Source organism: Frankia sp. Allo2, assembly GCF_000733325.1.
Lineage (GTDB): Bacteria > Actinomycetota > Actinomycetes > Frankiales > Frankiaceae > Frankia > Frankia casuarinae.
Window position 1 is genome coordinate 44820 of sequence record NZ_JPHT01000003.1, and the last position, 22814, is coordinate 67633.

Annotated in this window: 23 protein-coding genes, 1 tRNA gene and 1 pseudogene; 14 read left to right on the plus strand and 11 right to left on the minus strand. The window is 70.9% G+C overall.

The genetic code is table 11. The features are described 5' to 3' along the window. Positions 1 to 303 precede the first annotated feature (303 nt). Positions 304 to 552 carry a WhiB family transcriptional regulator gene (locus ALLO2_RS03795; RefSeq protein ID WP_035729783.1) on the plus strand — a complete coding sequence of 83 codons (249 nt, stop codon included), beginning with the start codon at positions 304 to 306 and terminating at the stop codon, positions 550 to 552. A gap of 426 nt (positions 553 to 978) precedes the next feature. On the opposite strand, the gene ALLO2_RS03800 is transcribed toward ALLO2_RS03795, so the two are convergent. Continuing rightward, positions 979 to 2442: a sensor histidine kinase gene (locus tag ALLO2_RS03800; protein ID WP_173645812.1), complete on the minus strand. Its 1464-nt coding sequence runs from the start codon at positions 2440 to 2442 to the stop codon at positions 979 to 981. Positions 2443 to 2542: 100 nt separating this feature from the next. Here ALLO2_RS03800 and ALLO2_RS03805 point away from each other — a divergent pair, with 100 nt between their 5' ends. The 4 genes and pseudogenes from ALLO2_RS03805 to ALLO2_RS03820 form a co-directional block, all read left to right on the plus strand. Beyond that, positions 2543 to 3709 carry an 8-amino-7-oxononanoate synthase gene (locus tag ALLO2_RS03805; protein WP_035729930.1) on the plus strand — a complete coding sequence of 389 codons (1167 nt, stop codon included), beginning with the start codon at positions 2543 to 2545 and terminating at the stop codon, positions 3707 to 3709. 30 nt (positions 3710 to 3739) lie between these two features. After that, a complete protein-coding gene (gene bioD / locus ALLO2_RS03810; protein ID WP_035729785.1) occupies positions 3740 to 4456 on the plus strand; it encodes a dethiobiotin synthase in 717 nt (238 codons plus the stop codon). 184 nt (positions 4457 to 4640) lie between these two features. After that, on the plus strand, positions 4641 to 5717 hold the full coding sequence (gene bioB / locus ALLO2_RS03815; protein WP_035729787.1) for a biotin synthase BioB: 1077 nt from the start codon (positions 4641 to 4643) through the stop codon (positions 5715 to 5717). Positions 5718 to 5875: 158 nt separating this feature from the next. Next, positions 5876 to 7645, plus strand: a pseudogene (locus ALLO2_RS03820) (SpoIIE family protein phosphatase); the annotation flags it as partial. Between the two features lie 32 nt (positions 7646 to 7677). Here ALLO2_RS03820 and ALLO2_RS28035 read toward each other — a convergent pair. Next, a complete protein-coding gene (locus ALLO2_RS28035; RefSeq protein ID WP_076806814.1) occupies positions 7678 to 7863 on the minus strand; it encodes a hypothetical protein in 186 nt (61 codons plus the stop codon). 68 nt (positions 7864 to 7931) lie between these two features. Further along, complete coding sequence (locus ALLO2_RS03825) at positions 7932 to 8162, minus strand: biotin/lipoyl-binding carrier protein (protein ID WP_011438140.1); 231 nt, start codon at positions 8160 to 8162, stop codon at positions 7932 to 7934. Positions 8163 to 8319: 157 nt separating this feature from the next. On the opposite strand from ALLO2_RS03825, the gene ALLO2_RS03830 reads away from it, so the two are divergent. After that, a complete protein-coding gene (locus ALLO2_RS03830) occupies positions 8320 to 9027 on the plus strand; it encodes a DUF5317 domain-containing protein (RefSeq protein ID WP_232234866.1) in 708 nt (235 codons plus the stop codon). Further along, a complete protein-coding gene (locus ALLO2_RS28040) occupies positions 9027 to 9101 on the plus strand; it encodes a 50S ribosomal protein bL37 (protein WP_369807823.1) in 75 nt (24 codons plus the stop codon). The genes ALLO2_RS03830 and ALLO2_RS28040 overlap by 1 nt, the downstream gene beginning before the upstream one ends. A gap of 85 nt (positions 9102 to 9186) precedes the next feature. Here the strand turns inward: ALLO2_RS28040 and rsrA are convergent, their stop codons facing one another. The 3 genes from rsrA to ALLO2_RS03845 all read right to left on the minus strand — a co-directional run bounded on the left by rsrA (position 9187) and on the right by ALLO2_RS03845 (position 10969). After that, the gene (gene rsrA / locus ALLO2_RS03835) at positions 9187 to 9471 is read right to left on the minus strand and encodes a mycothiol system anti-sigma-R factor (protein WP_011438142.1); all 285 of its coding nucleotides are present in this window, start codon (positions 9469 to 9471) and stop codon (positions 9187 to 9189) included. Beyond that, the gene (locus ALLO2_RS03840) at positions 9468 to 10253 is read right to left on the minus strand and encodes a sigma-70 family RNA polymerase sigma factor (protein ID WP_232234878.1); all 786 of its coding nucleotides are present in this window, start codon (positions 10251 to 10253) and stop codon (positions 9468 to 9470) included. Before ALLO2_RS03840 ends, rsrA begins: the two co-directional genes overlap by 4 nt. Positions 10254 to 10339: 86 nt before the next feature. After that, positions 10340 to 10969, minus strand: coding sequence for an alpha/beta family hydrolase (locus tag ALLO2_RS03845; protein WP_308726831.1), 630 nt, complete (start codon positions 10967 to 10969; stop codon positions 10340 to 10342). Between the two features lie 185 nt (positions 10970 to 11154). Here ALLO2_RS03845 and ALLO2_RS03850 point away from each other — a divergent pair, with 185 nt between their 5' ends. The 5 genes from ALLO2_RS03850 (at position 11155) to ALLO2_RS03870 (ending at position 16233) form a co-directional block, all read left to right on the plus strand. Then, entirely contained in the window at positions 11155 to 11943 is a 789-nt protein-coding gene (locus tag ALLO2_RS03850) for a methyltransferase domain-containing protein (RefSeq protein ID WP_011438145.1), read from the plus strand. Between the two features lie 224 nt (positions 11944 to 12167). Next, entirely contained in the window at positions 12168 to 13508 is a 1341-nt protein-coding gene (gene aroA / locus ALLO2_RS03855; protein ID WP_035729792.1) for a 3-phosphoshikimate 1-carboxyvinyltransferase, read from the plus strand. A gap of 75 nt (positions 13509 to 13583) precedes the next feature. Further along, positions 13584 to 14570, plus strand: coding sequence for a ribosome small subunit-dependent GTPase A (gene rsgA, locus ALLO2_RS03860; protein ID WP_035729793.1), 987 nt, complete (start codon positions 13584 to 13586; stop codon positions 14568 to 14570). A 101-nt stretch (positions 14571 to 14671) separates the two neighbouring features. Next, complete coding sequence (gene hisN / locus ALLO2_RS03865; protein WP_035729794.1) at positions 14672 to 15517, plus strand: histidinol-phosphatase; 846 nt, start codon at positions 14672 to 14674, stop codon at positions 15515 to 15517. Continuing rightward, positions 15514 to 16233 carry a glycerophosphodiester phosphodiesterase gene (locus tag ALLO2_RS03870; protein WP_035729795.1) on the plus strand — a complete coding sequence of 240 codons (720 nt, stop codon included), beginning with the start codon at positions 15514 to 15516 and terminating at the stop codon, positions 16231 to 16233. The genes hisN and ALLO2_RS03870 overlap by 4 nt, the downstream gene beginning before the upstream one ends. Positions 16234 to 16541: 308 nt before the next feature. On the opposite strand, the gene ALLO2_RS03875 is transcribed toward ALLO2_RS03870, so the two are convergent. From ALLO2_RS03875 to ALLO2_RS03890, 4 genes are all read right to left on the minus strand, one after another. Further along, on the minus strand, positions 16542 to 16739 hold the full coding sequence (locus tag ALLO2_RS03875) for a hypothetical protein (RefSeq protein ID WP_035729797.1): 198 nt from the start codon (positions 16737 to 16739) through the stop codon (positions 16542 to 16544). A gap of 418 nt (positions 16740 to 17157) precedes the next feature. Then, entirely contained in the window at positions 17158 to 18219 is a 1062-nt protein-coding gene (locus ALLO2_RS03880) for an alpha/beta fold hydrolase (RefSeq protein ID WP_369808120.1), read from the minus strand. Between the two features lie 177 nt (positions 18220 to 18396). Continuing rightward, positions 18397 to 19827: a gamma-aminobutyraldehyde dehydrogenase gene (locus tag ALLO2_RS03885; protein WP_035729802.1), complete on the minus strand. Its 1431-nt coding sequence runs from the start codon at positions 19825 to 19827 to the stop codon at positions 18397 to 18399. Positions 19828 to 19858: 31 nt separating this feature from the next. Further along, complete coding sequence (locus tag ALLO2_RS03890; protein WP_011438153.1) at positions 19859 to 21232, minus strand: aspartate aminotransferase family protein; 1374 nt, start codon at positions 21230 to 21232, stop codon at positions 19859 to 19861. Positions 21233 to 21457: 225 nt separating this feature from the next. Between ALLO2_RS03890 and ALLO2_RS03895 the strand changes: the two genes are divergently transcribed. Together ALLO2_RS03895 and ALLO2_RS03900 are read left to right on the plus strand one after the other, a co-directional pair. Beyond that, positions 21458 to 21946 (plus strand): Lrp/AsnC family transcriptional regulator, encoded by a 489-nt coding sequence (locus tag ALLO2_RS03895; RefSeq protein ID WP_011438154.1) that lies wholly within the window; start codon positions 21458 to 21460, stop codon positions 21944 to 21946. A 238-nt stretch (positions 21947 to 22184) separates the two neighbouring features. Further along, complete coding sequence (locus ALLO2_RS03900) at positions 22185 to 22451, plus strand: hypothetical protein (RefSeq protein ID WP_035729936.1); 267 nt, start codon at positions 22185 to 22187, stop codon at positions 22449 to 22451. Positions 22452 to 22733: 282 nt separating this feature from the next. Here the strand turns inward: ALLO2_RS03900 and ALLO2_RS03905 are convergent. Then, positions 22734 to 22810: transfer RNA gene (locus ALLO2_RS03905), tRNA-Met, on the minus strand. Positions 22811 to 22814: the final 4 nt, after the last annotated feature.

Below are 22814 nucleotides of genomic sequence, written 5' to 3' on the forward strand. Positions count from 1 at the left end.
ATCCAGGGAGACGGTCGCCCCCCGTGGTCCGTCTGTGTCCTTGCCGGACAAGTGCAGGCCAGCCAGGCTGTGAAGAGGCTTGCAGGTTCTTGCGCCGCTGCCTGTTCGGGTGGGAGGGTGGCGAATGTCCGAGGTGGATGCACGTGCACCCGGGCTTACCGACACCCGGCAACCCGCTCTACGGCCGCCGTCGAGGCCGAGCAGACATCCTGCTCAATTTATTTTTCACCTCGGCACAACCGTAGCGGCTCACAAAGCGTCTCATGTGCAGTGTGGCCCGAGACGAGAGAGGGAGTTGTACGCATGGACTGGCGCCACAGAGCGCTCTGCCGTGACGAGGATCCCGAGCTCTTCTTCCCGATCGGTACAACCGGTCCGGCGGAACGCCAGGTCGAAGAGGCAAAGGCCGTTTGCGCGCGGTGCGCAGTCACGAGTGACTGCCTCAACTGGGCACTGGACACCGGGCAGGACTCCGGTGTCTGGGGCGGGATGAGCGAGGACGAACGCCGGGCGCTCAAGCGCCAGGTCCGACNCCGGGTTCGAACCGCCTGACCGCAGGACCGTCCCCGACGGCGGGCCGACAGCACCCGAGGAACCGGCACCACGTCCCGGGTCCGAACAACAACACCCGCTCGCGGCAGACCCTGCCCGCCGGAACCGGCACCACCGGATCCACCGGCGGACCGCAGTGGTCGCCGCATGAGGTCATGCCACAACCCGTACCGCGGCACAGGGGTGGCTGGCAGCAGCATCGGCCGTTCTGTCCGCGCGTCCGCCGCAGCAATGCGGCGCGACGCGGACGGGGCGGCCGTAATGTTTTCCGCCCCCGACCACACCTTCCGGCGATCGGGCCCGCTCAGGCGAACCACCGCCCGGGACGGTCCCGATCCGGCCCCCCACGAGCACGCCACATCGGCACGACGGCCATGGACGAGGGACACATCCTGGGGGATACCCCCTCCCGGGCACCCTAAACACTCAACTTTCAGAAAGTGGGATCGACAGGAGCGCCTCCGTCCCGTGCTCTGGACCGGCCTGGAGCCGGATGGTGCCGTGCATCTCGCCCAGCACCAGCTGGCGGACGATCTGCAGCCCCAGCCTTGGCGAGTGCTCGAGCTGGAAGTCCTCGGGCAGCCCGGCACCGTCGTCGGCCACGACCACGTCAAGCCGGTCCGCCAGGCGGCTGACCCGGATCTCGATGGAACCCGCCGAACCGTCGAACGCATGTTCTACAGCATTCTGCAGAAGTTCGGAAAGCACAAGAGCCAACGGGGTGGCGAGTTCGCCGGGAAGCCGCCCGAACGACCCGGTCCGGCGGGTGTTCGCCCGGGCCCCGGTGGAGGCCAGATCCACCGTGACCGAGGTGATCTGGTCGGCGATCTCGTCGAACGGCACGCTCTCCCCCAAACTCTGGGACAGCGTCTCGTGCACGACCGCGATCGAGGTGACCCGGCGCACCGACTCCCGCAGCGCCGAGCGCGCCTCGTCGACCTTCGTCCGCCGCATCTGCAACCGCAGCAGGGCTGCTACGGTCTGTAGATTGTTCTTGACCCTGTGATGAATCTCACGGATCGTCGCGTCCTTACTCAGCAGCAGCGCCTCGCGGCGACGCAGTTCGGAGACGTCCCGGACGAGCACCAGCACCTCCCGGGTCGCCCCGGGGAAGAGCGGGATCGCCCGCAGAAGTACCACCGTGCTCCCGACCGCGGCTTCCACCTCCACCGGCCGGCGCCGGCCGAGCGCGTGCCAGACCGCCGGGGTCGTGGCGGACAGGTTCAGCGCCCGGTGCACGGAGCGGAGGTCCTCGCCCGTGACATTGCCGGTGTAGCCAAGCCGGCGGTACGCCGAGAGCGCGTTCGGACTCGCGAAGATCACCTTCCCGGCGCCGTCGAGCCGCATCATGCCGTCGCCCACCCGGGGGGACTCGGGAAGCTCCGCCGAGCTGCCGCGGAACGGAAAGGCGCCCTCGGCGATCATCAGGGCCAGGTTGTTGGCACCCTGCAGATAAGCCGACTCCAGCGCGCTCGGCGTCCGGGTGGTCGCGAGGTTGGTGTCCCGGGCAAGGACGGCGATCACCTCGTCACCCCGCCGGACCGGGATCGCCTCCGTCCGCACCGGGACCCCACCGTCCCACTCGGGCTCGCCCTCCCGCGCGATCCGGTGTTCCCGCCAGGCGTTCTGGACCACCCAGCGATTGATCACGACGCTGCCGACCTCGTCGTTGTGGTACGCGGTCGGACCGGTGGTGGGACGGACCTGGGCCACGACGAGGAATTCGGCTCCGCTGGCGTGGCCGCCCCGGCTGGCCCCCGAGCCGGAGCGGACAGGCACGAGCAGCAACAGATCAGCGAAGGAGAGGTCGGCGAGCAGAGCCCAGTCCGCGACGAGCGCGTGCAGGTGGTCGATGCCGTCGTCGCTGAGATCCGTGCTCGCGCGCAGCATGTCGGCGAGGGTTCCCACGGCTCGCAGACTGCCAGACCGGCCGGGTTCGTGAGGTGGCGGGCACCCCATCACAGTGGCCGATACCCGTACGCTGGCCGTCGTGACCGTCGATGACGTCGAGGCTGCCGCGCCGCTCGCCTGGCTCACGGACCACGCCCGGGCCCGGGCCGCCGCCGGGCTGCGCCGCGAGCTACGCCCGCGGGGCGGCCCGGATAAACCGGGCGCAAGCGTGCTCGTCGATCTCGCGGGCAACGACTACCTCGGGCTCGGCCGTCATCCGGCGGTCGTCGGCGGCGGGATCCGCGCCCTGCGCGCCTGGGGTGCCGGGGCCACCGGGAGTCGGCTCATGACCGGGACGACCACGTTGCACGGGGAGCTGGAGAACGCGCTCGCCGCGCACGCCGGATTCGCCTCGGCCCTGGTCTTCTCCTCCGGCTACACGGCGAACCTCGCGGTGGTCACCGCCCTGGCCGGCCCCGGCGACCTGGTCGTCTCGGACGCGCTGAACCACGCCTCGATCGTGGACGCCTGCCGGCTGTCCCGGGCGGACGTCGTCGTGACACCGCATGCCGATGTGGCCGCGGTCGCGGCGGCCCTCGCCGGACGCCCCTGGCGACGGGCACTCGTCGTGACCGAGTCGGTGTTCTCCGCGGACGGCGATCTCGCCCCGCTGACCGAACTGCACGAGGCCGCCCGGGCCCACGGAGCGGTCCTGGTCGTTGACGAGGCCCATGCGCTCGGGGTGGTCGGGCCCGCCGGTCGGGGGGCACTCGCCGCCACGGGCCTTGCCGGGGAGCCGGACGTGGTGGCGACGGCCACCCTGTCCAAGGCGCTGGGCGGCCAGGGCGGCGCGGTGCTGGGCGAGGCGGCCGTGCGCGATCACCTCATCGACACCGCCCGCAGCTTCATCTTCGATACCGGCCTCGCCCCGGCGAACGTGGGCAGCGCGCTGGCCGCCCTGGAGTTTCTGGGGGCCCACCCGGAGCTGCCCGGCACCGTCCGGCGCCGGGCCCGTCAGCTCGCCGGCCTGACCGGCGCGCCGGATCCCGCCGGGGCCGTCGTTTCAGTGATCATTGGGGATCCCGAACCCGCGATCGCGGCCGCGACGACCTGCCGCGGGCACGGGGTGGCCGTCGGCTGCTTCCGGCCACCGACGGTGCCGGTCGGGACCAGCCGGCTGCGCCTCGCCGCCCGGGCCGATCTCACCGATGCCGACCTCGCGATCGTCACCAACGCGCTGGCCGCCGCCGGGGTCCTGGCCCGATGACAGCCCTGGCCCGATGACAGCCCTGGCCCGATGACAGCCCTGGTGGTGACCGGGACCGGCACCGGGGTCGGCAAGACGGTGGTGACGGCCGCGATCGGCGCGCTCGCGCACGACCGACACCACGCGGTCNCGGTGGTGAAACCGGCCCAGACCGGTGTCGGCCCCGGCGAGTTGGGTGACGTCGACCTCGTCCGCGATCTGACCGGGATCACCGACGTCCACGAGCTGGCCCGCTACCCCGACCCGCTCGCTCCGGCCACNGCCGCCCGCAGGTCCGGGCACCGGGCCGTCGACCTCGACGAGCTCGCCGCCCGGATCGGCACCCTCGCCGACAGCCGCGATCTCGTCCTCGTCGAGGGCGCCGGCGGCCTGCTGGTCCGCTACGACGCGGGCGGCGCCACCCTCGCCGACCTCGCCCGGGTGCTGCGGGCGCCGGTGCTCGTCGTGACCGCCGCGGGCCTGGGCGCTCTGAACGACACGGCGCTGACCCTGGAGGCGCTGGCGCACCGCGGCCTGGACCTCGCCGGCGTGGTGGTCGGGTCCTGGCCGGCCGAACCGGATCTGGCCTGCCGGTGCAACCTCATCGACCTGGAAAGCCTGGCCGCCCGGCCGCTGGCCGGCGTCCTTCCGGCGGGAGCCGGCCTGCTGGCCCGGCTCGAGTTCCTGGCCGTGGCGCGTGCCTCGCTGCAACCGGCACTTGGCGGCACGTTCCGTGCCCAGGAGTTCAGAGCTCGCTACGAGACGTAACCACCATGCTCGATAGTCTTCGGGGCTCGATGGTGTTCGGGAATCCGGCCCCACATCCGCGCGCCGGTTCGACAATGGATGCGCATGCACCTGGGTGCATGCGCATCAGTCCCGACCACGATGCCCACCGCACCCACGCACCCACGCACCCACCGCACCCGTCGACCCTTGTCTGGAGACCCCTGTGACTGCATCCGTGACCACGTCCGTGACCGCGCACCCCACCGCACCTGCACCTGCGTCGCAGCGGCCGCCGGCGGACCAGGACGGTGCCGACATCCTCACCGTGGCACGGCGCGAGGTCCTCGATGGCGGACGGGGGCTGGACGAGGCCGGCGTGCTCGCCGTGCTCCGGCTCCCGGACGAGACGCTGACCGATCTGCTCGCCCTGGCCCACGAGGTGCGGATGCGCTGGTGTGGTCCGGAGGTCGAGGTGGAGGGGATCGTCAGCCTCAAGACCGGCGGATGCCCGGAAGATTGTCACTTCTGCTCGCAGTCCGGCAAGTTCGACTCGCCGGTGCGGTCCGCCTGGCTGGACGTGCCCTCGCTCGTCGACGCCGCCCGGCAGACCGCGGCGACAGGCGCCACCGAGTTCTGCATCGTCGCGGCCGTGCGGGGCCCGGACGCCCGGCTCATGGCGCAGGTGCGGGAGGGGGTCGCCGCCATCCGTGCGGCGGTCGACATCAACGTCGCCTGCTCGCTGGGCATGCTGACCTCCGAGCAGGTCGACGAACTCACGGCGATGGGTGTGCACCGTTACAACCACAATCTGGAGACGGCCCGCTCGCACTTCCCGAACGTGGTCACCACCCACAGTTGGGAGGAGCGGTGGGAGACCTGTGAGATGGTGCGGGCCGCGGGGATGGAGCTGTGCTGCGGCGCCATTCTGGGCGTCGGCGAGAGCCTCGAGCAGCGTGCCGAGCTCGCCACCCAGCTTGCGGCCCTGGAGCCCGACGAGGTTCCGCTGAACTTCCTCAACCCGCGGCCGGGAACGCCCTTCGGGGATCTTCCGCTGGTCGAGCCGCGTGACGCGCTGCGCGCGATCGCGGCGTTCCGCCTCGCCATGCCGCGCACGATCCTGCGCTACTCCGGCGGACGCGAGNTCACCCTGGGCGATCTCGACGTGCAGGGGATGCTCGGTGGCATCAACGCCATGATCGTCGGAAACTATCTGACGACGCTGGGCCGCTCCGCGGAGGCCGACCTGAAGATGCTGGCCGAGCTGAGCATGCCGATCAAGTCCCTGCAGGCCACTCTCTAAGCCGTTTTGACGCTGGTTCGTGCCCGGCTGGTTCGTGCCCGGTGCTGATGCTCCCGTTCGCGCAGGAGGTGGACCTGCTTCACACTTGGATGCGTCTCTACCCGCCCGAGTCTCCGACGGTGACCGGCGGCTCCGGCCCCGGCAGGACTGGTCCCGAGATGAACCCGACGCCGCAGCCCGATGGTCAGGTACGCAGCGACATCTGCGGGCCTCGGCCCGGCCTGCCGGACCCGCNGGCACTCGCCCGGTGGGAAGAGGCGCTGCTGTGTCTGCGGGTGTTCGACACGGCGCCGATCATATTCGCGGTCTTCGACCGCGGCCTGCGCTACCGGGCGGTGAACCAGGCGGCTGCCAGGGCCTCCGGCCTGTCCGCCGAGGAGATGATCGGTGGGTATGGCCCGGAGNTGNNCCCGGNCATAGACCCTCTCGGCTGGGAGCGGCNCCGCCGGGTGTTGGCGACCGGTGAGGCGATCCTCGACGAGGAGATCATCGGAGCGACCCCGGCGGACCCGTCGAATCCGCGCATCTGGCGGGCCTCCTACTATCCCCTGCATGACTCGACCGGGGCCAGAATCGCGGTCGGCGTGACGGCGGTGGACGTGACCGACGAGCGTCGCGCGCAGGCCGAACGTGACCTGGTACTGCGGCGGTTGCGGCTGCTGAGCCGGGCGAGCGGGCTGCTCGGCGCGTCGCTGGACCTGTCGGCCACCTTGCGGGAGATGGTCACGCTGGTCGTCCCGGAATTCGCCGACGCCTGCGAGCTGTACCTCGCCGACGAGCCCTGCCCCCCGGGGGCCGAACCCGACCCGCCGCTGCTTCGCCGAGCCGTGTGGGCACACTCCCCCGACCTGCCCCGACCATCCCCCGACCTGCCCCTCCCCCCACCAGACACAAGAAGCAACCTGACCGGACGCCAGGTCGGACGGGTATTCCTCACCCGCCAACCGGTCCGCCTCGACCTGGACGAACGGCTCCCCGACGCACCCGACGCACCCGACGCACCCGACGCACCCGACGCACCCGACGCACCCGACGCACCCGCGAGCAGCGTGGCCGCCCTGTTCCGGCATTCCCACCTTCGATCCGCGATCATCGTCCCGCTGCTGGTCGGCCCGCACTGCCTGGGAACCGTCGGGTTCGCCGTCACCGCGGCCCGCCCCTACCGCGNGCAGGACACCCAGACCGCCACCGAACTGGGCAGCCGGATCGCAACCGCGATCGCGAACGCCCACGCCTTCGACCACCAGCGGACCGCCGCCCTGACCCTGCAACGCGCCCTGCTGCCCCGCGACATCCCCACCCTGGACGACCTCGACCTGGCCTGGCGCTACCAGCCCGGCACCAGCGGCACCGAGGTCGGCGGCGACTGGTTCGACGTCATCCCCCTGCCGGCCGGACGGGTCGCGCTGGTCATCGGCGACGTCATGGGCCGCGGCCTGAACGCCGCCGCCGCCATGGGCCAGCTACGCNCCGCCGCCCGCNCCCTCGCCCGCCTCGACCTGCCCCCCGCCGCCCTGCTGACCGAACTCGACGCCGTCACCCGCAGCATCGACACCATCGCCAGCGTCGCCTACGTCATCCAGGACCCGGCCACCAGCACCCTGACCGTGGCCAACGGCGGCCACCTCCCCCCCGCCCTGCGCCACCCCGACGGCACCGCCGACCTCCTCGACGACCCCCACGGGATCATCCTCGGCGTCACCGAACAGACCTTCACCGAAACCCGCCACCGCTTCCCCCCCGGCTCCACCCTCGCCCTCTACACCGACGGCCTCGTCGAATCCCCCACCGTCGACATCGGCGAGGGCTGCCGACGCCTGCTGCGCATCCTCACCGAAACAGCCGACCTGCCCACCACCGCGGACCGGCTACTGACCCTCCTCAACCGCAACGACGGCAACGACGGCTACGACGACGACGTCACCCTCCTCCTCGCCCACGCCCGGCGGGGTCGGCGAGCTCAGACCGAGAGCAGCCCATGCTCCGCGCACCGGGCCGACCAACCCACCGGGGTGACCTGGACGACCATCCGCCGCCGGCAGGCTCGACAGTAGCGGGGTGGCTCCAGCTCGCGGGCCCGCCGGCAGGCCTCGTGGCTGCCCACACTGGCCAACTGACCGCAACGGTCACAAAACGCGGCGTCCATAATGGGCAGCTTAGGACATCGCCCGAGGCATCGGATCTCTCAGCCGCTACCCCGCCGAACAAGGACGATCAGGCGGCGGGGAGCGGCTCGACCACGGCGATCAGGTCACCGTCCTGGACGACGTCGCCCTCCTGCACCGCGATCCGGGCGACCGTCCCGCCGTCCTCGCTGATCACGGGGATCTCCATCTTCATCGAGTCGAGGATCACCAGGGCGTCACCGGCGCTCACCGGGTCTCCCACACCGACGACGACCTTCCAGACGTTGGCCACCATCTCAGCGCGGACTTCCTCGGCCATCAGGCTCCCTTCAGCGGCGGTGAATCTGGCAAGAGCGTAGTGCGCCGAGGCTGTCCGACCAACGTCCCTGGGCCCCGGATGTATCCGGGCCGGCACGCTGGGGCGACGCGACCGCCCGGTGCTGGGACTGTCGCTCATAACACCGCACACTACGCATGTGCTCGTACTTCTGGTGCTGACCCTGCTATGCGGTCTGGGCGTCGGCCTCGCCCGCGGCGGAACTCTCGGCGCCCTCGCCCGCATCGATGTCTCCCGACCATGGCTGCTCGCCGCGGCGGTCCTGGTGCTCGCGATCGGCCGACTCGTGCCCGCCCTGCACAGCCCGGCGTGGATCGCGGCCGCCGTGGTCACAGCCCTGTTCGCCAGCGCGAACAACCGCCTGCCCGGACTCGGTCTCCTGGTCACCGGTCTCATCTCCAACGCCGCCGTCATCACCGCGAACGGCGGCCAGATGCCGGTGTCGCGGTGGGGGGCCGACCACGCCGGTGTACCGATTTCCGACATCTTGACCTCGGCATTTCACACGCCGGCCGGGGATGGTACGGTCCTGCGCCTGCTCAGTGACATCATCCCGCTGCCCCTGCCCTGGACGCCCGCGGTCGTCAGCGTCGGCGACGTGGCGATCGCCGCGGCGCTGGGACTGTTCGGAACGCTGGCCCCCGTGCGGGCGTGGCGCACGTTGCAGGCCCGCCGCCACGCCAGGGCGGTACAGTCTCCGGCCCAGGGGAACCTCGGCGATGGCTCACCGGATGGGTTCGGCGACGCCGACGAGGACGACGGCCTCGACGGACCCGCCGGTCACCTCCCGTCGGTGCGGACTGGCACGATGACTGCACGTCGAAGCAGAACGGAGGGAGATTCCTGATGGCGAAGAAGAAGCGCAAGCGGCGCGCACGGGCGAAGAACAAGGCCAACCACGGCAAGCGCCCGAACACCTGAGCCACCCGGCGGGCCGTGGCAGCCACGGCCCGCCCCCGGGCTGCCCGATACTCCGTCCGGCCCCAGCTACTCCGGCGGGCCCCAGCTACTCCGGCCGGTACTCGGCGGCGTCGATCTCCACCCGGGCGGCCCGCAGCCGGGCGAGCAGGCTCGCCCGCAGCGACTCGGGCGCCCGCTCCCCGCCGCACTTACGGGCGACGAGCATCTTCACCTCGTGCTCCACCCCGAACTCGCGCAGGCAGGGGGAGCATTCGTCAAGGTGGGCCCGAATCAGATTCTGCTGCCCGCCCTCACACTCACCGTCGAGATACAGAAAAACCGCGTCGAGCACTTTCCGGCAATCGATCTCGTGTGGACCGCCGCAGCTCACGACGCACCGCCCTCGCCGTCGGCGGAACCGGCCGCCACGAGCCCACGGTCCAAGGCGTACTTCTCCAGGGACTTCCGCAGACCCCGGCGACCGCGGTGCAACCGGGACATCACGGTCCCAATCGGCGTACCCATGATCTCCGCGATCTCCTTGTAGGCGAAGCCCTCGACGTCGGCGAGGTACACCGCCATGCGGAAGTCCTCGGGCAGGGCCTGCAGGGCGTCCTTGATGTCACTGTCCGGCAGGTGTTCCAACGCCTCGGTCTCCGCGCTCTTGAGCCCACTGGACGTATGCGACCCCGCCTCGGCGAGCTGCCAGTCCTCCACCTGCTCGGTGGGGCTCTGCAACGGCTGGCGCTGCCGCTTGCGGTACGTGTTGATGAACGTGTTCGTCAGAATCCGGTAGAGCCAGGCCTTGAGATTCGTGCCCGCCTGAAACTGGTGGAAGGCCGCGAACGCCTTGACGAAGGTCTCCTGCACGAGATCCTCCGCGTCGGCGGGATTACGGGTCATGCGCAGGGCTGCCGCATACAGCTGGTCGAGGTAGGGAAGGGCGTCCTGCTCGAAACGGGCGCCTCGCTCCTCGGTGGTCTCGTCGACCAGGATCACTTCCTCACCGTCATGCTCCCCGGCGGCCCACCCCGCGTCCACCACACCTGACCGGGCGACACGCGACCGTCCTTCCAGAGCGGACGATACCCCGGCCAAAGCCGGAGCGCGCATCGGCGCAACGCTCGGCAAAGGCCGGCCGGCGGCGGTCCGCGCCTGCGCGGACCTACACATCTCCGAGCCCACGAGAGGAGTCATGAAGCCTCCGTGACGTCATCTGGCTGCCGGTTAGCTGTCGGCTGACTGCCCACACAACCGGATCAGCCCGCGGATGATTCCCGCAGCCGGCCCCGCAGCCAGAATGCGCCGACCCGGGCCGCTTCGGCCACGCCCTCGCCGGGCGGACGCGCATCCCGTCGGCGGGTCTGGAAGGAGTGGTCGGCTCCCGCGACGAGATGGATCTCGCGGCCGAGTTCCGGATCGGGCCGCGGTCGCCCGAAGGAGTCCCGCTCACCCTGGACGACGAGCACCGGGACGCCCGCGCCGTCGAGTTCGTCCTGCCGCGACGGCCTGGTTTTGCCTGCCGGCGTGGTTCCCGGTGGCTGGAGCGGGAAGCCGAGGGCGAGCACGCCGCACGCCTCGAGCCCGGCCGCGACCCGCATAGCCACCCGCGATCCCATCGAGGCGCCGGCGAAGGCCAACGGGCGCGGCGGGCCCAGCGCCTCGACCGCGGCGATCGCGACCGCGTCGAGCCGGGCCGGCCGGTCCGGCGCCCGCCGCCCGGCGACGCGGTACGGCATCTCCAGCCGCGCCACCTGCACCCCGACAGAGGTGAGATATGCCGCAAGTTGGACGAAAAGCGGCGTGTCCGTGCCAGTCCCGGCTCCGTGCAGGAAGAGCACCGTCGACTCCGCCGTGCCGGGAACCACCAGCAGCCGTCCGCCGTCCACAGCTGTGGGCGCTCCATCACCCGGGACCTGCCCGGGGTCGGCGGCGGTGGACGGCGAATCCGGTGCGCATCTATCCGCGCGAACAGGGAAGGACACGGCGTGGTCGAGCCTGGAATCTGTCAGACTTCCGCCTTGAGTGTGTGACTTACCTCGCATCATCGCCCCTCGAAGGGTAGGAACGTTTCATGCCGCCTGGCCCCGACGCCGATCCGGGTCCGTCTCGCGGACGAGCGAACACCCTGGTCTGCGAGGCTCCAGCCAACAGTGACGACCCATACTGGGCGTTCTACGAAGAGGTCGCGGCGGTCCAGCTCCGCGAATGGCTGCCGTCCCGGCCCGCGCGGGTGCTCGACGTCTCCGGCCCGCGGGCCCGCTTCGCCCGCCAGATGGTGAGCACCGGCCATCAGGTCGTCCGGGTGGTCACCAGCGCCCTGCCACCCGATCCGGCAAGCGGTCCCGGAACGCTTCTGCCGGTGGTGGGGGACCCCCGCTCGCTGGACTGGTTCGCTCCCGGTTCCTTTGACGCCGTCCTCGCCGAGGCTCGGGCGCTGTCGTTCTGCCTCGCCACCGAGACCATCCTGGAGGAGATCCATCGGATGCTGCGGCCGGGCGGCCAGCTGCTGCTCTGCGTCGATTCCCTGCTGCTCGGACTCGCCCGGCTCGCCGAACAGCACCGCTGGGCGGAGCTGTCCGACGTCCCGCGGGCGGACGTGGTACTCGTGCCGGCGGAAGACGGAACGATCACCCGGTGTTTCTGGCCCGAGGAACTTCGGGCACTGCTGACCAGCGCAGGGCTCGACGTGGACTGGATCCGCCCGCGCACCGTGCTCTCCGCGGAGGCGGTCAAGCGCGCGGTCGCCGAGGACGTCTCGTGCTTCCCCACCCTGGTACGCACGGAGGTGGAACTCTCCGCCGAGCGTGAGGGTGAGTCCATCGGCATCCATCTCATCGCCTCGGCCCGCCGGTCCGCCTAAGATCCGGCGCGGCGGTCGGTCCACGCGGGCCAGGGGGCGAGGCGTTCGAGGACGGCCGCGATTCCCAGGAGCCGGGCCTCGTCCCCGTGCCGGCCGGCGGGAATCGGGTGTCGGGAATCAGGTGGCGGGAATCAGGTGGCGGGAATCAGGTGTCGGGAATCAGGTGTCGGCCGGCGCATGTCACGAGGACGCGGTTGACCCGGGCCGTCGTCCGGCATGCTGTCATGGTGAGCATCCTGACGGGTAGCGAAGCCACCGGAACGCAGTCCGATCCGTGGCCGGCTCCACTCGCACGGCAACCGGTCGAGGCCGTCGTCGCGGTGCCCGGCTCGAAGTCCGGCACAAACCGGGCACTCGTGCTCGCCGCGCTGGCGAACGGAACCTCCCGGCTGCGGGGTGCGCTGCGCTCCCGCGACACCCTGCTGATGGCCGGGGTGCTGAGGACGTTGGGTATCGAAGTATCCACCGAGGGTCCCGACTGGGTCGTCCACGGCCACCCGACACCGAGCGCCGCACCCACCGCGCGCGCGGAGTGCGGAAACGCGGGCACCGTGGCGCGCTTCACCCCGGCACTGGCCACGCTGACCCGCGGCGACGTCGTCTTTGACGGAGACGCGCGGATGCGCGAGCGTCCGCTCACCCCGCTGCTCGGCGCGCTGCGCGAGCTCGGCGCCGAGATCGACGGCGACCGAATGCCCTTCACCGTGCACGGCCGAGGGCGGCTGCGTGGCGGCGAGGTGATCGTGGATGCCTCCCACTCCAGCCAGCTTGTCTCGGGGCTGCTCCTCGCCTCCCCGCACTACGACACCGGGGTGACGGTCGTCCACCGCGGGTCCCGGCTGCCATCGGCTCCCTACCTGGACATGACCGTCGCGGATCTACGGGCCGCCGGTGCCACGGTCGAGGTCGACGCCGTGTGCTCCCCCGCGGCCGGCCCGGTGGCGGACNCCCGGCGCTGGCGCGTCGANCCGGGCCGGCCGACCGCCGCGGACCGGACCATCGAACCGGACATGAACAGCGCGGCGGCCTTCCTCGCGGCGGCGGTCGCCACCGGCGGGCGGGNGNTGATCTCGGACTGGCCGGAGTCGACCGAGCAGCCCGGCCGGCTGCTGCCCGATCTGCTGGTGGCGATGGGAGGCACGGCCCGGCGCACGTCGGCGGGCCTGGAGATCACCGGCGCCGGTGCCGTCCACGGGATCGACGTCGATCTGTCCGACTTCGGGGAAGCCGCTCCGATACTGACCGCCCTCGCCGTGCTCGCCGACTCGCCGTCACGGCTACGGGGCATCGCGCACCTGCGGCTGCAGGAGACCGACCGGCTGGCCGCCCTGGCCCTCGAACTCGGTCGCCTGGGCGCACGGATCACCGTCGCCGACGACGGGCTGGCGATCAGTCCGGCGCCCCTGCACGGCGCCCGGCTCGACCCGCACGCCGATCATCGGCTGGCGATGGCCTACGCGGTGGTCGGCCTCGTGGTGCCCGGGATCGTCATCGACGACATCGCGACGACCGGCAAGACGGTGCCGGACTTCCCCGAGATGTGGACGGCGATGCTGGACCAATGAGCGGCGCGACGCGACGCCCCCCAGGCCAGGCCGGCTGCCCCCCGGGTCCGACCGACAGCGCCGGCGGCTAGTCCGATGGCCCGCGAGCTGGACGAGGACGACGTCCGGGTCCGGCCGAGCCGGGGATCGCGCCCCCGGACCCGGGACCGGCCCGACCATGCCGAGGCGGTCGCGGCGGNGGNAGTGGGNGTCGACCGCGGCCGGTACACCTGCCGGCTCGACACGATGGCCGACCGCCTGGTCGCGGCCGTGCGCGGTGGGTCGATGCGCCGGACCTCCGTGATAGTCGGTGACCGGGTGGCCCTCGTGGGAGATGTCTCCGGGGCGGCGGGCCTCTTGGCGCGCATCGTCCGCCGCGAGGAACNCACGAGCGTCCTGCGGCGCACCCCCGACGACAGCGATCCGGTGGAACGCCCGATCGTCGCGAACGCCGACGTCCTGGTCATCGTCTGCGCGGTCACCGATCCGCCGCCGCGGCCCGGCCTGATCGACCGATGCCTGGTCGCCGCCTACGACGGCGGGCTCTCCCCGGTCCTGTGCCTGACCAAGACGGATCTCGCGGATCCGGCAGCGCTGGTGGACCTGTACCGCCCACTCGGACTCCCCGTCGTGACCACGCGCCCCGGTGGGGACCTGCGCGCGCTGCTGGAGCTGCTGACCAATCGGGTCAGTGTGCTGTTCGGGCACAGCGGGGTCGGCAAGTCCACCCTGGTGAACCGGCTGGTGCCGGCGGCGGACCGGGCGATCGGCGAGGTCAACGCCGTGACCGGCCGCGGCCGGCACACCTCGTCGGCCGCTGTCGCACTGCGGCTGCCCCAGGGGGGCACTGTCGTGGACACCCCGGGTGTCCGGTCGTTCGGGCTCGGCGCGGTGTCCCCGGACCGCGTGCTGCGCGCCTTCGAGGACCTCGCCGCGGCCGCCGCGCACTGTCAGCCCGGATGCCAGCACCTGGCGCCGTCCCCCGACTGCGCCCTGGACTCGGCGGTGCGGGACGGCCATGCCGACGCCGCCCGGCTGGCGAGCCTGCGCCGGCTGCTCGGCACCCGCGGAGCCTCACCTTGATCGCAATAGATCGGGAGATTGGTCACACTAACCCCGCCACCTGGTGTCCGGCGCCCGGGACCACCGACGCGCGGTGGGGCTCGGCTCGTAGTCTCGCAGGCGTGACCCCGCCTAACCCCGCATCCGTGAGCATCGAACCGACCGCGGACTCCGACACCGTCGCCATCGCCGACGATCTGGCCCTCGCGCTCAGCCTCGCGGACGCCGCCGACCGGATCACTCTTTCCCGATTCCAGGCAGTAGACCTGCACGTCGAGTCGAAGCCGGACAACACCCCGGTCTCCGACGCCGACACCGCCGTCGAGTCCATGATCCGCAAACGGCTCGCCGTGGCCCGGCCGGGCGACGCCGTGCTCGGCGAGGAGGAGGGTCTCGTCGGATCGGGCGCCCGCCGGCGCTGGATCCTGGACCCCGTTGACGGCACCAAGAACTTCGTGCGCGGCGTGCCCGTCTGGGGCACCCTGCTCGGACTCGAGGTGGACGGCGAGATGGTCGTCGGGGTCGCGAGCGCCCCGGCGATGAGCCGACGGTGGTGGGGAGCCCGGGGCACCGGCGCCTTCACTCGCGACGCCACCGGCGACACCCGTGCCCTGAAGGTCTCCTCGGTCACCAGCCTGGGTGACGCCTTCCTGTCCTTCGCCTCCGTCGAGGGCTGGCAGACCGCCGACCGGCTGGAGGAGTTCCTCCACCTCGCCGGCCAGGTCTGGCGGACCCGCGCCTACGGCGACTTCTGGTCGCACATGATGGTCGCCGAGGGCGCCGTGGACCTCGCCTGCGAGCCCGAGGTGTCGCTCTGGGACATGGCCGCGCTCCAGGTCATCGTCGAGGAGGCCGGTGGCCGGTTCACCGACCTGGGCGGGCGCCGGGGGCCGGGACACGGCACGGTGCTCACCACCAACGGGCATCTCCACAACGTCGCGCTGCAGTCGTTCAACGGCTCTTCATGATCGGTTTTGCGCATCGTGGTTCTCCCGCCCCCGGCCAGCGGGAGAACTCCCTGCCCGCGTTCCGTCGCGCTCTGGCCGGCGGGGCGAGTGGGCTGGAGTCGGACGTCTGGCTCGCCGCCGACGGCGTTCCGGTCCTGCATCATGACGGTGTGTTCGGCCCGCCCGGGCGGCGTCGGCGGATTCCCGACCTGACCGCCGACCGCCTGCCGGGGTGGCTGCCAACCCTCGCGGAGTTCTACGCGCAGCTGGGTACGTCCTTCGAGTTCAGTCTTGATCTGAAGGGCCCGCCGGGCAGCTGGGCGGACGCGGCGGCGGCCGTCGTCACCGTCGCCCGCGAGGCCGGTGGCGGCGAGGCCGCGAGGCGGCTGTGGCTGTGCGGCGGGCTCACGGACCTAGCGAAATACCGACCGCTGGATGACGACGTCCGGCTGGTGAACTCGACGTCGATCCGCGACATCGTCACCGGCGGCGGAATGACCGCGTACGGCGATGAACTCCGGGCCGTCGGAGTCACCGCCCTCAACCTGCGCGCGCGTGAATGGACCCCACCACGGGCCGGCATCGTCGGTGTTCTCCACGACCTGGGTATCGCCGTGTTCGGGTGGGATGCGCAACGAACAACCACACTGACCCGGCTAGCCGGCTACGGGCTCGATGCGGTCTACAGNGACCATCTACGCCGGCTGGTACGCGTGACGGGTGCCACCCGGGCATAGCCAGCAGAGGTGCCCGGTGACGCGACTGTCGTAGGTGCGCCAAGGTCAGACGAATTGGGTAGTCAACCAGGCGAAGTCGTTGATTCAGTTGTGCGCAGCGTGACGCGACTCCGGCACACCGTCATATCACTGCTGGTTAGGATAGCGCCGTGCAAGCTATAGCCGGCGTCGCCCTCGATCACCAGGGAAAGATCGGTTCCCCGAACCTGCGGATTGACCACGAAAGGGATAACACTCACTCCCGCGCCGGCAGCCGACGATGGCGCATCGTGGCACTTTCTTGACACCGGGATGGCGGGAGGCTGCACTCAGTCCTCCTCGGCGACTTTCAGCATCTGCTCCGGAAACCCGGTGCGTTCCGCCACATGCTCGACGGAGTATCCCTGTCGTAGCAGGTCACGAGCCTGTTCCAGGGTCCAGCCCCGACCGGGGTCGACCCGACGGACAACTACCTCACTCGCCTGGCGCCGTTCCTGGGGCCAGCTGAGTCGTGCACGGCGTGCCAAGGGTCGACCTCCGAGATTTGAGAGGACTTTGGTGTTACGCCACCAAGGATAGGCCATATTGACGTCGGCCTGCCCGTTGAACTCCACGATAGCGGGTGCCGACCAGTTAATGCAGACCCGCGCCGGAAGACAGCGCATCACGCGAAGACTCTGGCCCGAACAGGCGGCACGCCAAGAGGTACGAGAGTCCTTGATCCTCGGCTGGNCGGATCCATCGGTGACCGGGAAGACCTTCCGCGAGAGCGGTTCAGCCGAGAACGGCACCGACGCATCTCACCGGGTGACTTCCCGCAAGGCATGGCTATGGATGGCCAACCGGGTCGTGGATGCATAGCGGCTCCGCTCCGATGCGACGGGTCACCTCGGTGAACGTATAACGGCGGATCCCGGCCCCGCGGTGGCCGGCAGCCGTGCCCGTTTATCGGCTCCGGGTGAGGCCACGACCCGCGGCTTCCGCCGGGGCCGAACGCGCGCCCGACGGCTGGACGGCGGGCGCGGACACTTCCGTGGTCCTGGTCGAGCGGCCGTGCTCACGCAGCATCGTCCGCCACTGCTGCGGGGAGTGACTCGCCGGCCGGGTGGTCGCCAGAAAATCCTCGAGAACCGCCCGGAAGCGTTCGGGGTCAGTGTGATGGGGGAAATGCCCGGCACCGGAAAAGATCTCCAGGCGGCTCCCCGGCATCGCCTCGTGCGCCATCCACGCGTGCTCAACCGGGATGACGGCATCCCGGTCACCCCAGACGATCAGCGAGGGCATCCCGGCGGCGAGGTAGCACCGGTCCAGCATCGTGATGGACTGCCCACGCCCGTCCACCGCCGACCGTAGCGTGCGCAGGAACGCCGCCCGCGCGGTGGGTACGCCCAGCGAGTCGAAGACGTTCAGGAGATCGTCGGCGTCCCGCCCGAGATCGGTGTGCAGCAGGCGCAGCGCGTGCATTCCGGCCCAGCCGGCGACCCGCACCGGCGGCATGCCGATCAGGGAAAGCNCCGCCCCGGCTCCGGGCACGGCCGCCGCCCGCAGCGCGGGATGCAGGTGCGGCCCGNCCCCGCCGGTGGCGACCAGCACCAACCGCTCGCAGCGCTCCGGGAACTGGTAGGCGAACTGCATGGCCACCCCGCCGCCCAGCGAGTGTCCGACGACCGTGGCGCGCTCGACTCCGAGGATGGTGAGCAGGTCACGCATGCCGCACGCGTAGCCGGCCACCGAGTAGTCACCGCGCGGTTTGTCCGACTCGCCGTGTCCCAGCAGGTCGGGAGCGATGACGGTGTGCCGGCGGGCCAACTTCGGGATGATCGAGGCCCAGGTGCGCGCGTTGTCCCCGATGCCGTGGATGAGCAGTAGANCCGGCCCGCGCCCGGCCCGCAGATAGCACCGCCGGTACCCGTGGACCGTGACGAAGCGGGAGGTCAGCGGGCCCACCCGGGGCACGCCATGGGCACGGCCGCCCCCGGTGCTCGTCGTCCCGTCTGCCGATGCCACGACCGAGGCTGGATTCTTCCTCACTCGCCACCACCCACCCGCGACTCGCCGCCACCCACCTGCCCCCGCTCGAAGCACACCATCCTACTTCCACGGCCTNCCCCGGGAGCCGGCCCGGGACTCGTACCCGCCTCCCCGCGCCCGACCGCTTCTGACCTGGTGGTCAGAACCTGATGGTCAGAATTCGATGTTGCTCATCACATGCTTGATCCTGGTGTAGTCCTCCAGGCCGTAGACCGACAGATCCTTGCCGTACCCGCTCTTCTTGAACCCACCGTGCGGCATCTCCGCCACGAGCCGGATGTGCGTGTTGATCCATACGCAGCCGAAGTCCAGCCGGCGGGCGACCCGCAGGGCCCGGCCGTGATCGCGGGTCCAGACGCTGGAGGCCAGGCCGTATTCGACCCCGTTGGCCCAGGCAACCGCGGTGTCCTCCGAGTCAAACCGCTGCACCGTGATGATCGGGCCGAACACCTCGGACTGGATGAGCTCGTCGTCCTGGCGCAGACCCGAGACGACCGTGGCCGGGTAGAAGTAGCCCGCCCGGTCCAGCGGAGCACCGCCGGCGAGCACCTCGGCATGTTCAGGTGCCCGCTCCACGAAACCGCTCACCCGGGCCAGTTGGCCCGCGTTGTTGAGGGGCCCGTAGTCGACGTCGGGCTCCTCCGGCGATCCAGTCGCGGTCTTCCCGGCCGCCTCGGCCAGGGCGGCTGCGAGCTCGTCGNGGACGCCCGGCGCGGCCAGCACCCTGGTCGCCGCCGTGCAGTCCTGGCCGGCGTTGAAGTACGCGGCCTCGGCGATCTGCCGCGCCACCACCGCCGGATCCACGTCGTCGAAGACGATGACCGGCGCCTTGCCCCCGAGTTCGAGGTGCACCCTCTTCAAGGAGTCCGCCGCGGCCCGGGCGATCTCCATCCCGGCCCGCACGCTGCCGGTCACCGAGACCATCGCCGGGCCCGGATGGGCCACCAGCGCGCGTCCGGTGTCACGATCACCACACACCACGTTGAGCACGCCGGGCGGGAGGAACTCCGCGGCGATCTCGGCAAGCAGCAGGCTGGACGCCGGGGTGGTGTCGGAGGGCTTGAGCACGACGGTGTTGCCCGCCGCGATCGCCGGCGCGACCTTCCAGACCGCCATCATCAGCGGGTAGTTCCAGGGCGTGACCTGGGCACAGACCCCGATGGGCTCGCGGCGGACATAACTGGTGTACCCCGCCAGGTACTCGCCGGCCGACCGGCCCTCGAGCAGCCGCGCGGCCCCGGCGAAGAACCGGATCTGGTCGGCGGACGGCCCGACCTCCTCGTCCACGGTGAGCCGCAGCGGTTTGCCGGTGTTCGCGCTCTCCACCGCCGCGACCTCGTCGGCCCGGTCCTCCAGCGCGTCGGCCACCCGCAGCAGTGCCCGGGACCGCTGCGCGGGCGTGGTGTCCCGCCAGCCCTCGAACGCCGCGCTCGCGGCCGCCACGGCCGCGTCGACGTCGGCCGGCCCCGACCGGGGTGCCTGCGCCAGCAGGTCCGCCGTCGACGGGTTCAGGATGGACATTGTCTCGCCATCGACGGCCGGGGTGGAGACGCCACCGATGAGATTGGCGAAGATCGCATCCATGTCTCTGTCCCTCCTGGGGGATCGGGCCGGCTCAGCCGACGAGGTCCCGGGCCATCTGGTCGAGGCTGTCGAGGTAGCGGTCGACATCGGCGTCGGTGTGCTGCACCGACAACGTCCACTCCTCCTCGCGCCCGGGCGCCATGAGGACGTTGCGGTTGGCGTTGTAGAGCCAGGCCAGTTCGGGCAACTCGGCGTTCTGGTGCGCCATGAACGAGGTGTAGTCACGGATCGGGGCGTCGGTGAAGTGCACGCATCCCTTCGAGCTGATGCCGACGGTGTAGCCGGGAATGCCGTGCCGGGTCAGGATCTCGTCGCAGCCGGCGGTCAACCGGCCACCCAGCCGATCGAGGTGGGTGTAGGCGTCGGGAGTGAGCACCTCGAACAGGCTCGCCCGGGCGGCGGCCATGGTCAGCGGGTTGCCGTTGTACGTGCCGACCTGTTTCACCCGGTCCGAGGCCACGGCCTCCATCAGTTCCGCCGTCGCGCCGATCGCCCCGGACGGCAGCCCGCCACCGAGCGCCTTGGCCAGGGTCACCAGGTCCGGGCGCACGCCGAACCTCTCGGTGGCCCCACCGGCCGCCACGCACAGCCCCGTCTTGACCTCGTCGAAGATCAGGATAACCCCGTACCGGGAGGTGATCTCCCGGACCGCCGCCAGGTAACCGGGCTCCGGCAGGACGACGCCGAGGTTCATCATCGCCGGCTCCATGATCACACAGGCGGGCAGGCGTCCCTCGGCGGCGAGCGCGGCGATCCGCCGCTCCATCGCCGGAGCGTCGTTGAAGGGGACCGGCACCGTGAGGTCGACGACCACCCGGGGGATCCCGGCACCGTAACCCAACGAGTTCATGTTCTCGGCCGGACCGATGTCGTCGTACGGGGTCCCGATCGACACCATCACGTAGTCGTGGTGCCCGTGGTACGAACCGAAGATCTTGACGATCGTGTCGCGGCCGGTGACGCCGCGGGCGATGCGGATCGCGTCCATCGTCGCCTCGGAGCCGGAGTTGACATAGCGCCACTGCGGCAGGCCGAAGCGGCGGGCCAACTCCTCGCTGACCACCACGCAGTCCTCGGTGGGCATCGCGAAGTGCGTACCGAGCGCCACCCGCTCGGTCACGGCCCGCACGATCGCCGGGTGGGCGTGCCCCTGCACCATCGAACCGAACCCGTTGTGGAAGTCGGAGTACTCGTTGCCGTCGACGTCCCAGACCTTCGACCCGAGACCGCGGGTGAGGTAGATCGGCCAGGGATCACGCACCTGGTAGGACGACGGCACCCCGGAGGTCATCGACCGCACCGCCCGCGCATGCAGCGCCTCCGAGCCCCGGGTGCGGACGTCGAGGCGGGCGGACTCGCGCGCGGCCAGCTCCGCGACCCTGGCCCGCGCAACGACCCGGGTCACACCGCTCCCGGAGGCAGTCACATTCGACACTAGCCACGCATCCTTTCCACCGATCAGCCACTGAAAGCGTAGCCTGATCGGCAGCTTGACGATGGAATCCGTCGAAGATTGCGTGGATAAGGATCGCTTCCCAGTTCACTCATCGACGGCCATACGATGGCAGCAGGGGCAGGCCAGCGTGAACGGGCGTGGGGAACCGCCACGGAGGACCGAGGAGGACGCCGGGTGCAGTCGCGACGGTCGCCCGGCCAGCGACTTAGCTCCGATACCCTGCTGGACGATGTCAACAAGGCCATCATCGAGCAGCTGCAGCAGGACGGCCGGCGGTCCTACGCGGCCATGGCGGCGGCGGTCGGGCTCTCCGAGGCGGCCGTGCGCCAACGGGTGCAGCGTCTACTCGACGCCGGCATCATGCAGATCGTCGCCGTCACCGACCCGCTCCGGGTGGGCTTCCACCGGGAGGCGATGATCGGGGTGCGGGTCACCGGGGACACCCGCGTCGTCGCCGACACGATTGCCGCGCTGCCCGAGGTCGATTACGTCGTCCTGACGGCCGGATCCTTCGATCTCATCGTGGAGATCGTCGCCGAGAACGACGAGCACCTGCTCGAACTGATCAACGAGCAGATCCGCGCCCTGCCACAGGTCCTCGCCACCGAGACGTTCGTCTACCTGCGGCTGGTCAAGCAGACCTACACGTGGGGAGCACGCTGAAACGTCCGGACGCCGACAGCGCGGGCCGCCGGGCGCGGAGGGGAAGCCGGGCCGGGTCGAACATCGATAGGGCGCAGAACCTGCCGACGGGCCGACGGGCGCGGCGACGCGGGCGGGCATGCGGTTCGGGGGTGTCACCGTTTGTACCGCCGACGGGAACAACCAAGCGGCCACAACAAGAGTCCAACATATGCAACGAACGTCAAATATCTCGGCCCGGACACACGATGGGGTGAACATGGCGCTGGTCCACCATGACCCGCAGGACGGCATTATGGTTACCCGGATCGGGCAGGCGGAGATAACGGTACGTCCCGAGCCACCGGCGAGCGCCGGGAAGGCTCCGGTCATCCTGCTCCGGTTGGATGCGCCCATGCTCGACACCCTTGCCGCGGCCTACCTGGATCCGGACGAGGCCCGCCGGCTGGCCCAAGCGCTGATGCGGGCGGCCGAGGCGGTGCGTCCGGCAAGCCCGTGGCGANCCCCGGGAACCNCCCCCCGCTGANCCCGGAACGGNCCCCGCCGCGGGAGAACCCGCCGCCGACGGCCGCCATGCCGGGGCGGCTCCCGGGCCACCACTGTGCGTCCCGGGCTCGGACGACCGCCAATCCGGGCCCCGCGCCGCCGGGCGTCGGCGCGCATCCCGGCCGGGCGCCCGGGTCGCCAACCGGCGGAAGGAGCGGACGGATTCCGATGAAAACGGCCCGTGATACGGCCCGTGATAATGATGCATGCCTGCCTAAATGCGAAAGTACCCTCGGAAAAACTTTCCGAGGGTACTTTCGACTGGTAGCGGGGACAGGATTTGAACCTGTGACCTCTGGGTTATGAGCCCAGCGAGCTACCGAGCTGCTCCACCCCGCGTCGG

Bases quoted from the DNA above. Each gene is read 5' to 3' on its own strand.
- ALLO2_RS03800 (WP_173645812.1), bottom strand. From the start codon at position 2,442: ATGCTGCGCGCGAGCACGGATCTCAGCGACGACGGCATCGACCACCTG.
- ALLO2_RS28035 (WP_076806814.1), bottom strand. From the start codon at position 7,863: ATGGACGCCGCGTTTTGTGACCGTTGCGGTCAGTTGGCCAGTGTGGGC.
- ALLO2_RS03825 (WP_011438140.1), bottom strand. From the start codon at position 8,162: ATGGCCGAGGAAGTCCGCGCTGAGATGGTGGCCAACGTCTGGAAGGTC.
- ALLO2_RS03840 (WP_232234878.1), bottom strand. From the start codon at position 10,253: ATGTGTAGGTCCGCGCAGGCGCGGACCGCCGCCGGCCGGCCTTTGCCG.
- ALLO2_RS03850 (WP_011438145.1), top strand. From the start codon at position 11,155: ATGCCGCCTGGCCCCGACGCCGATCCGGGTCCGTCTCGCGGACGAGCG.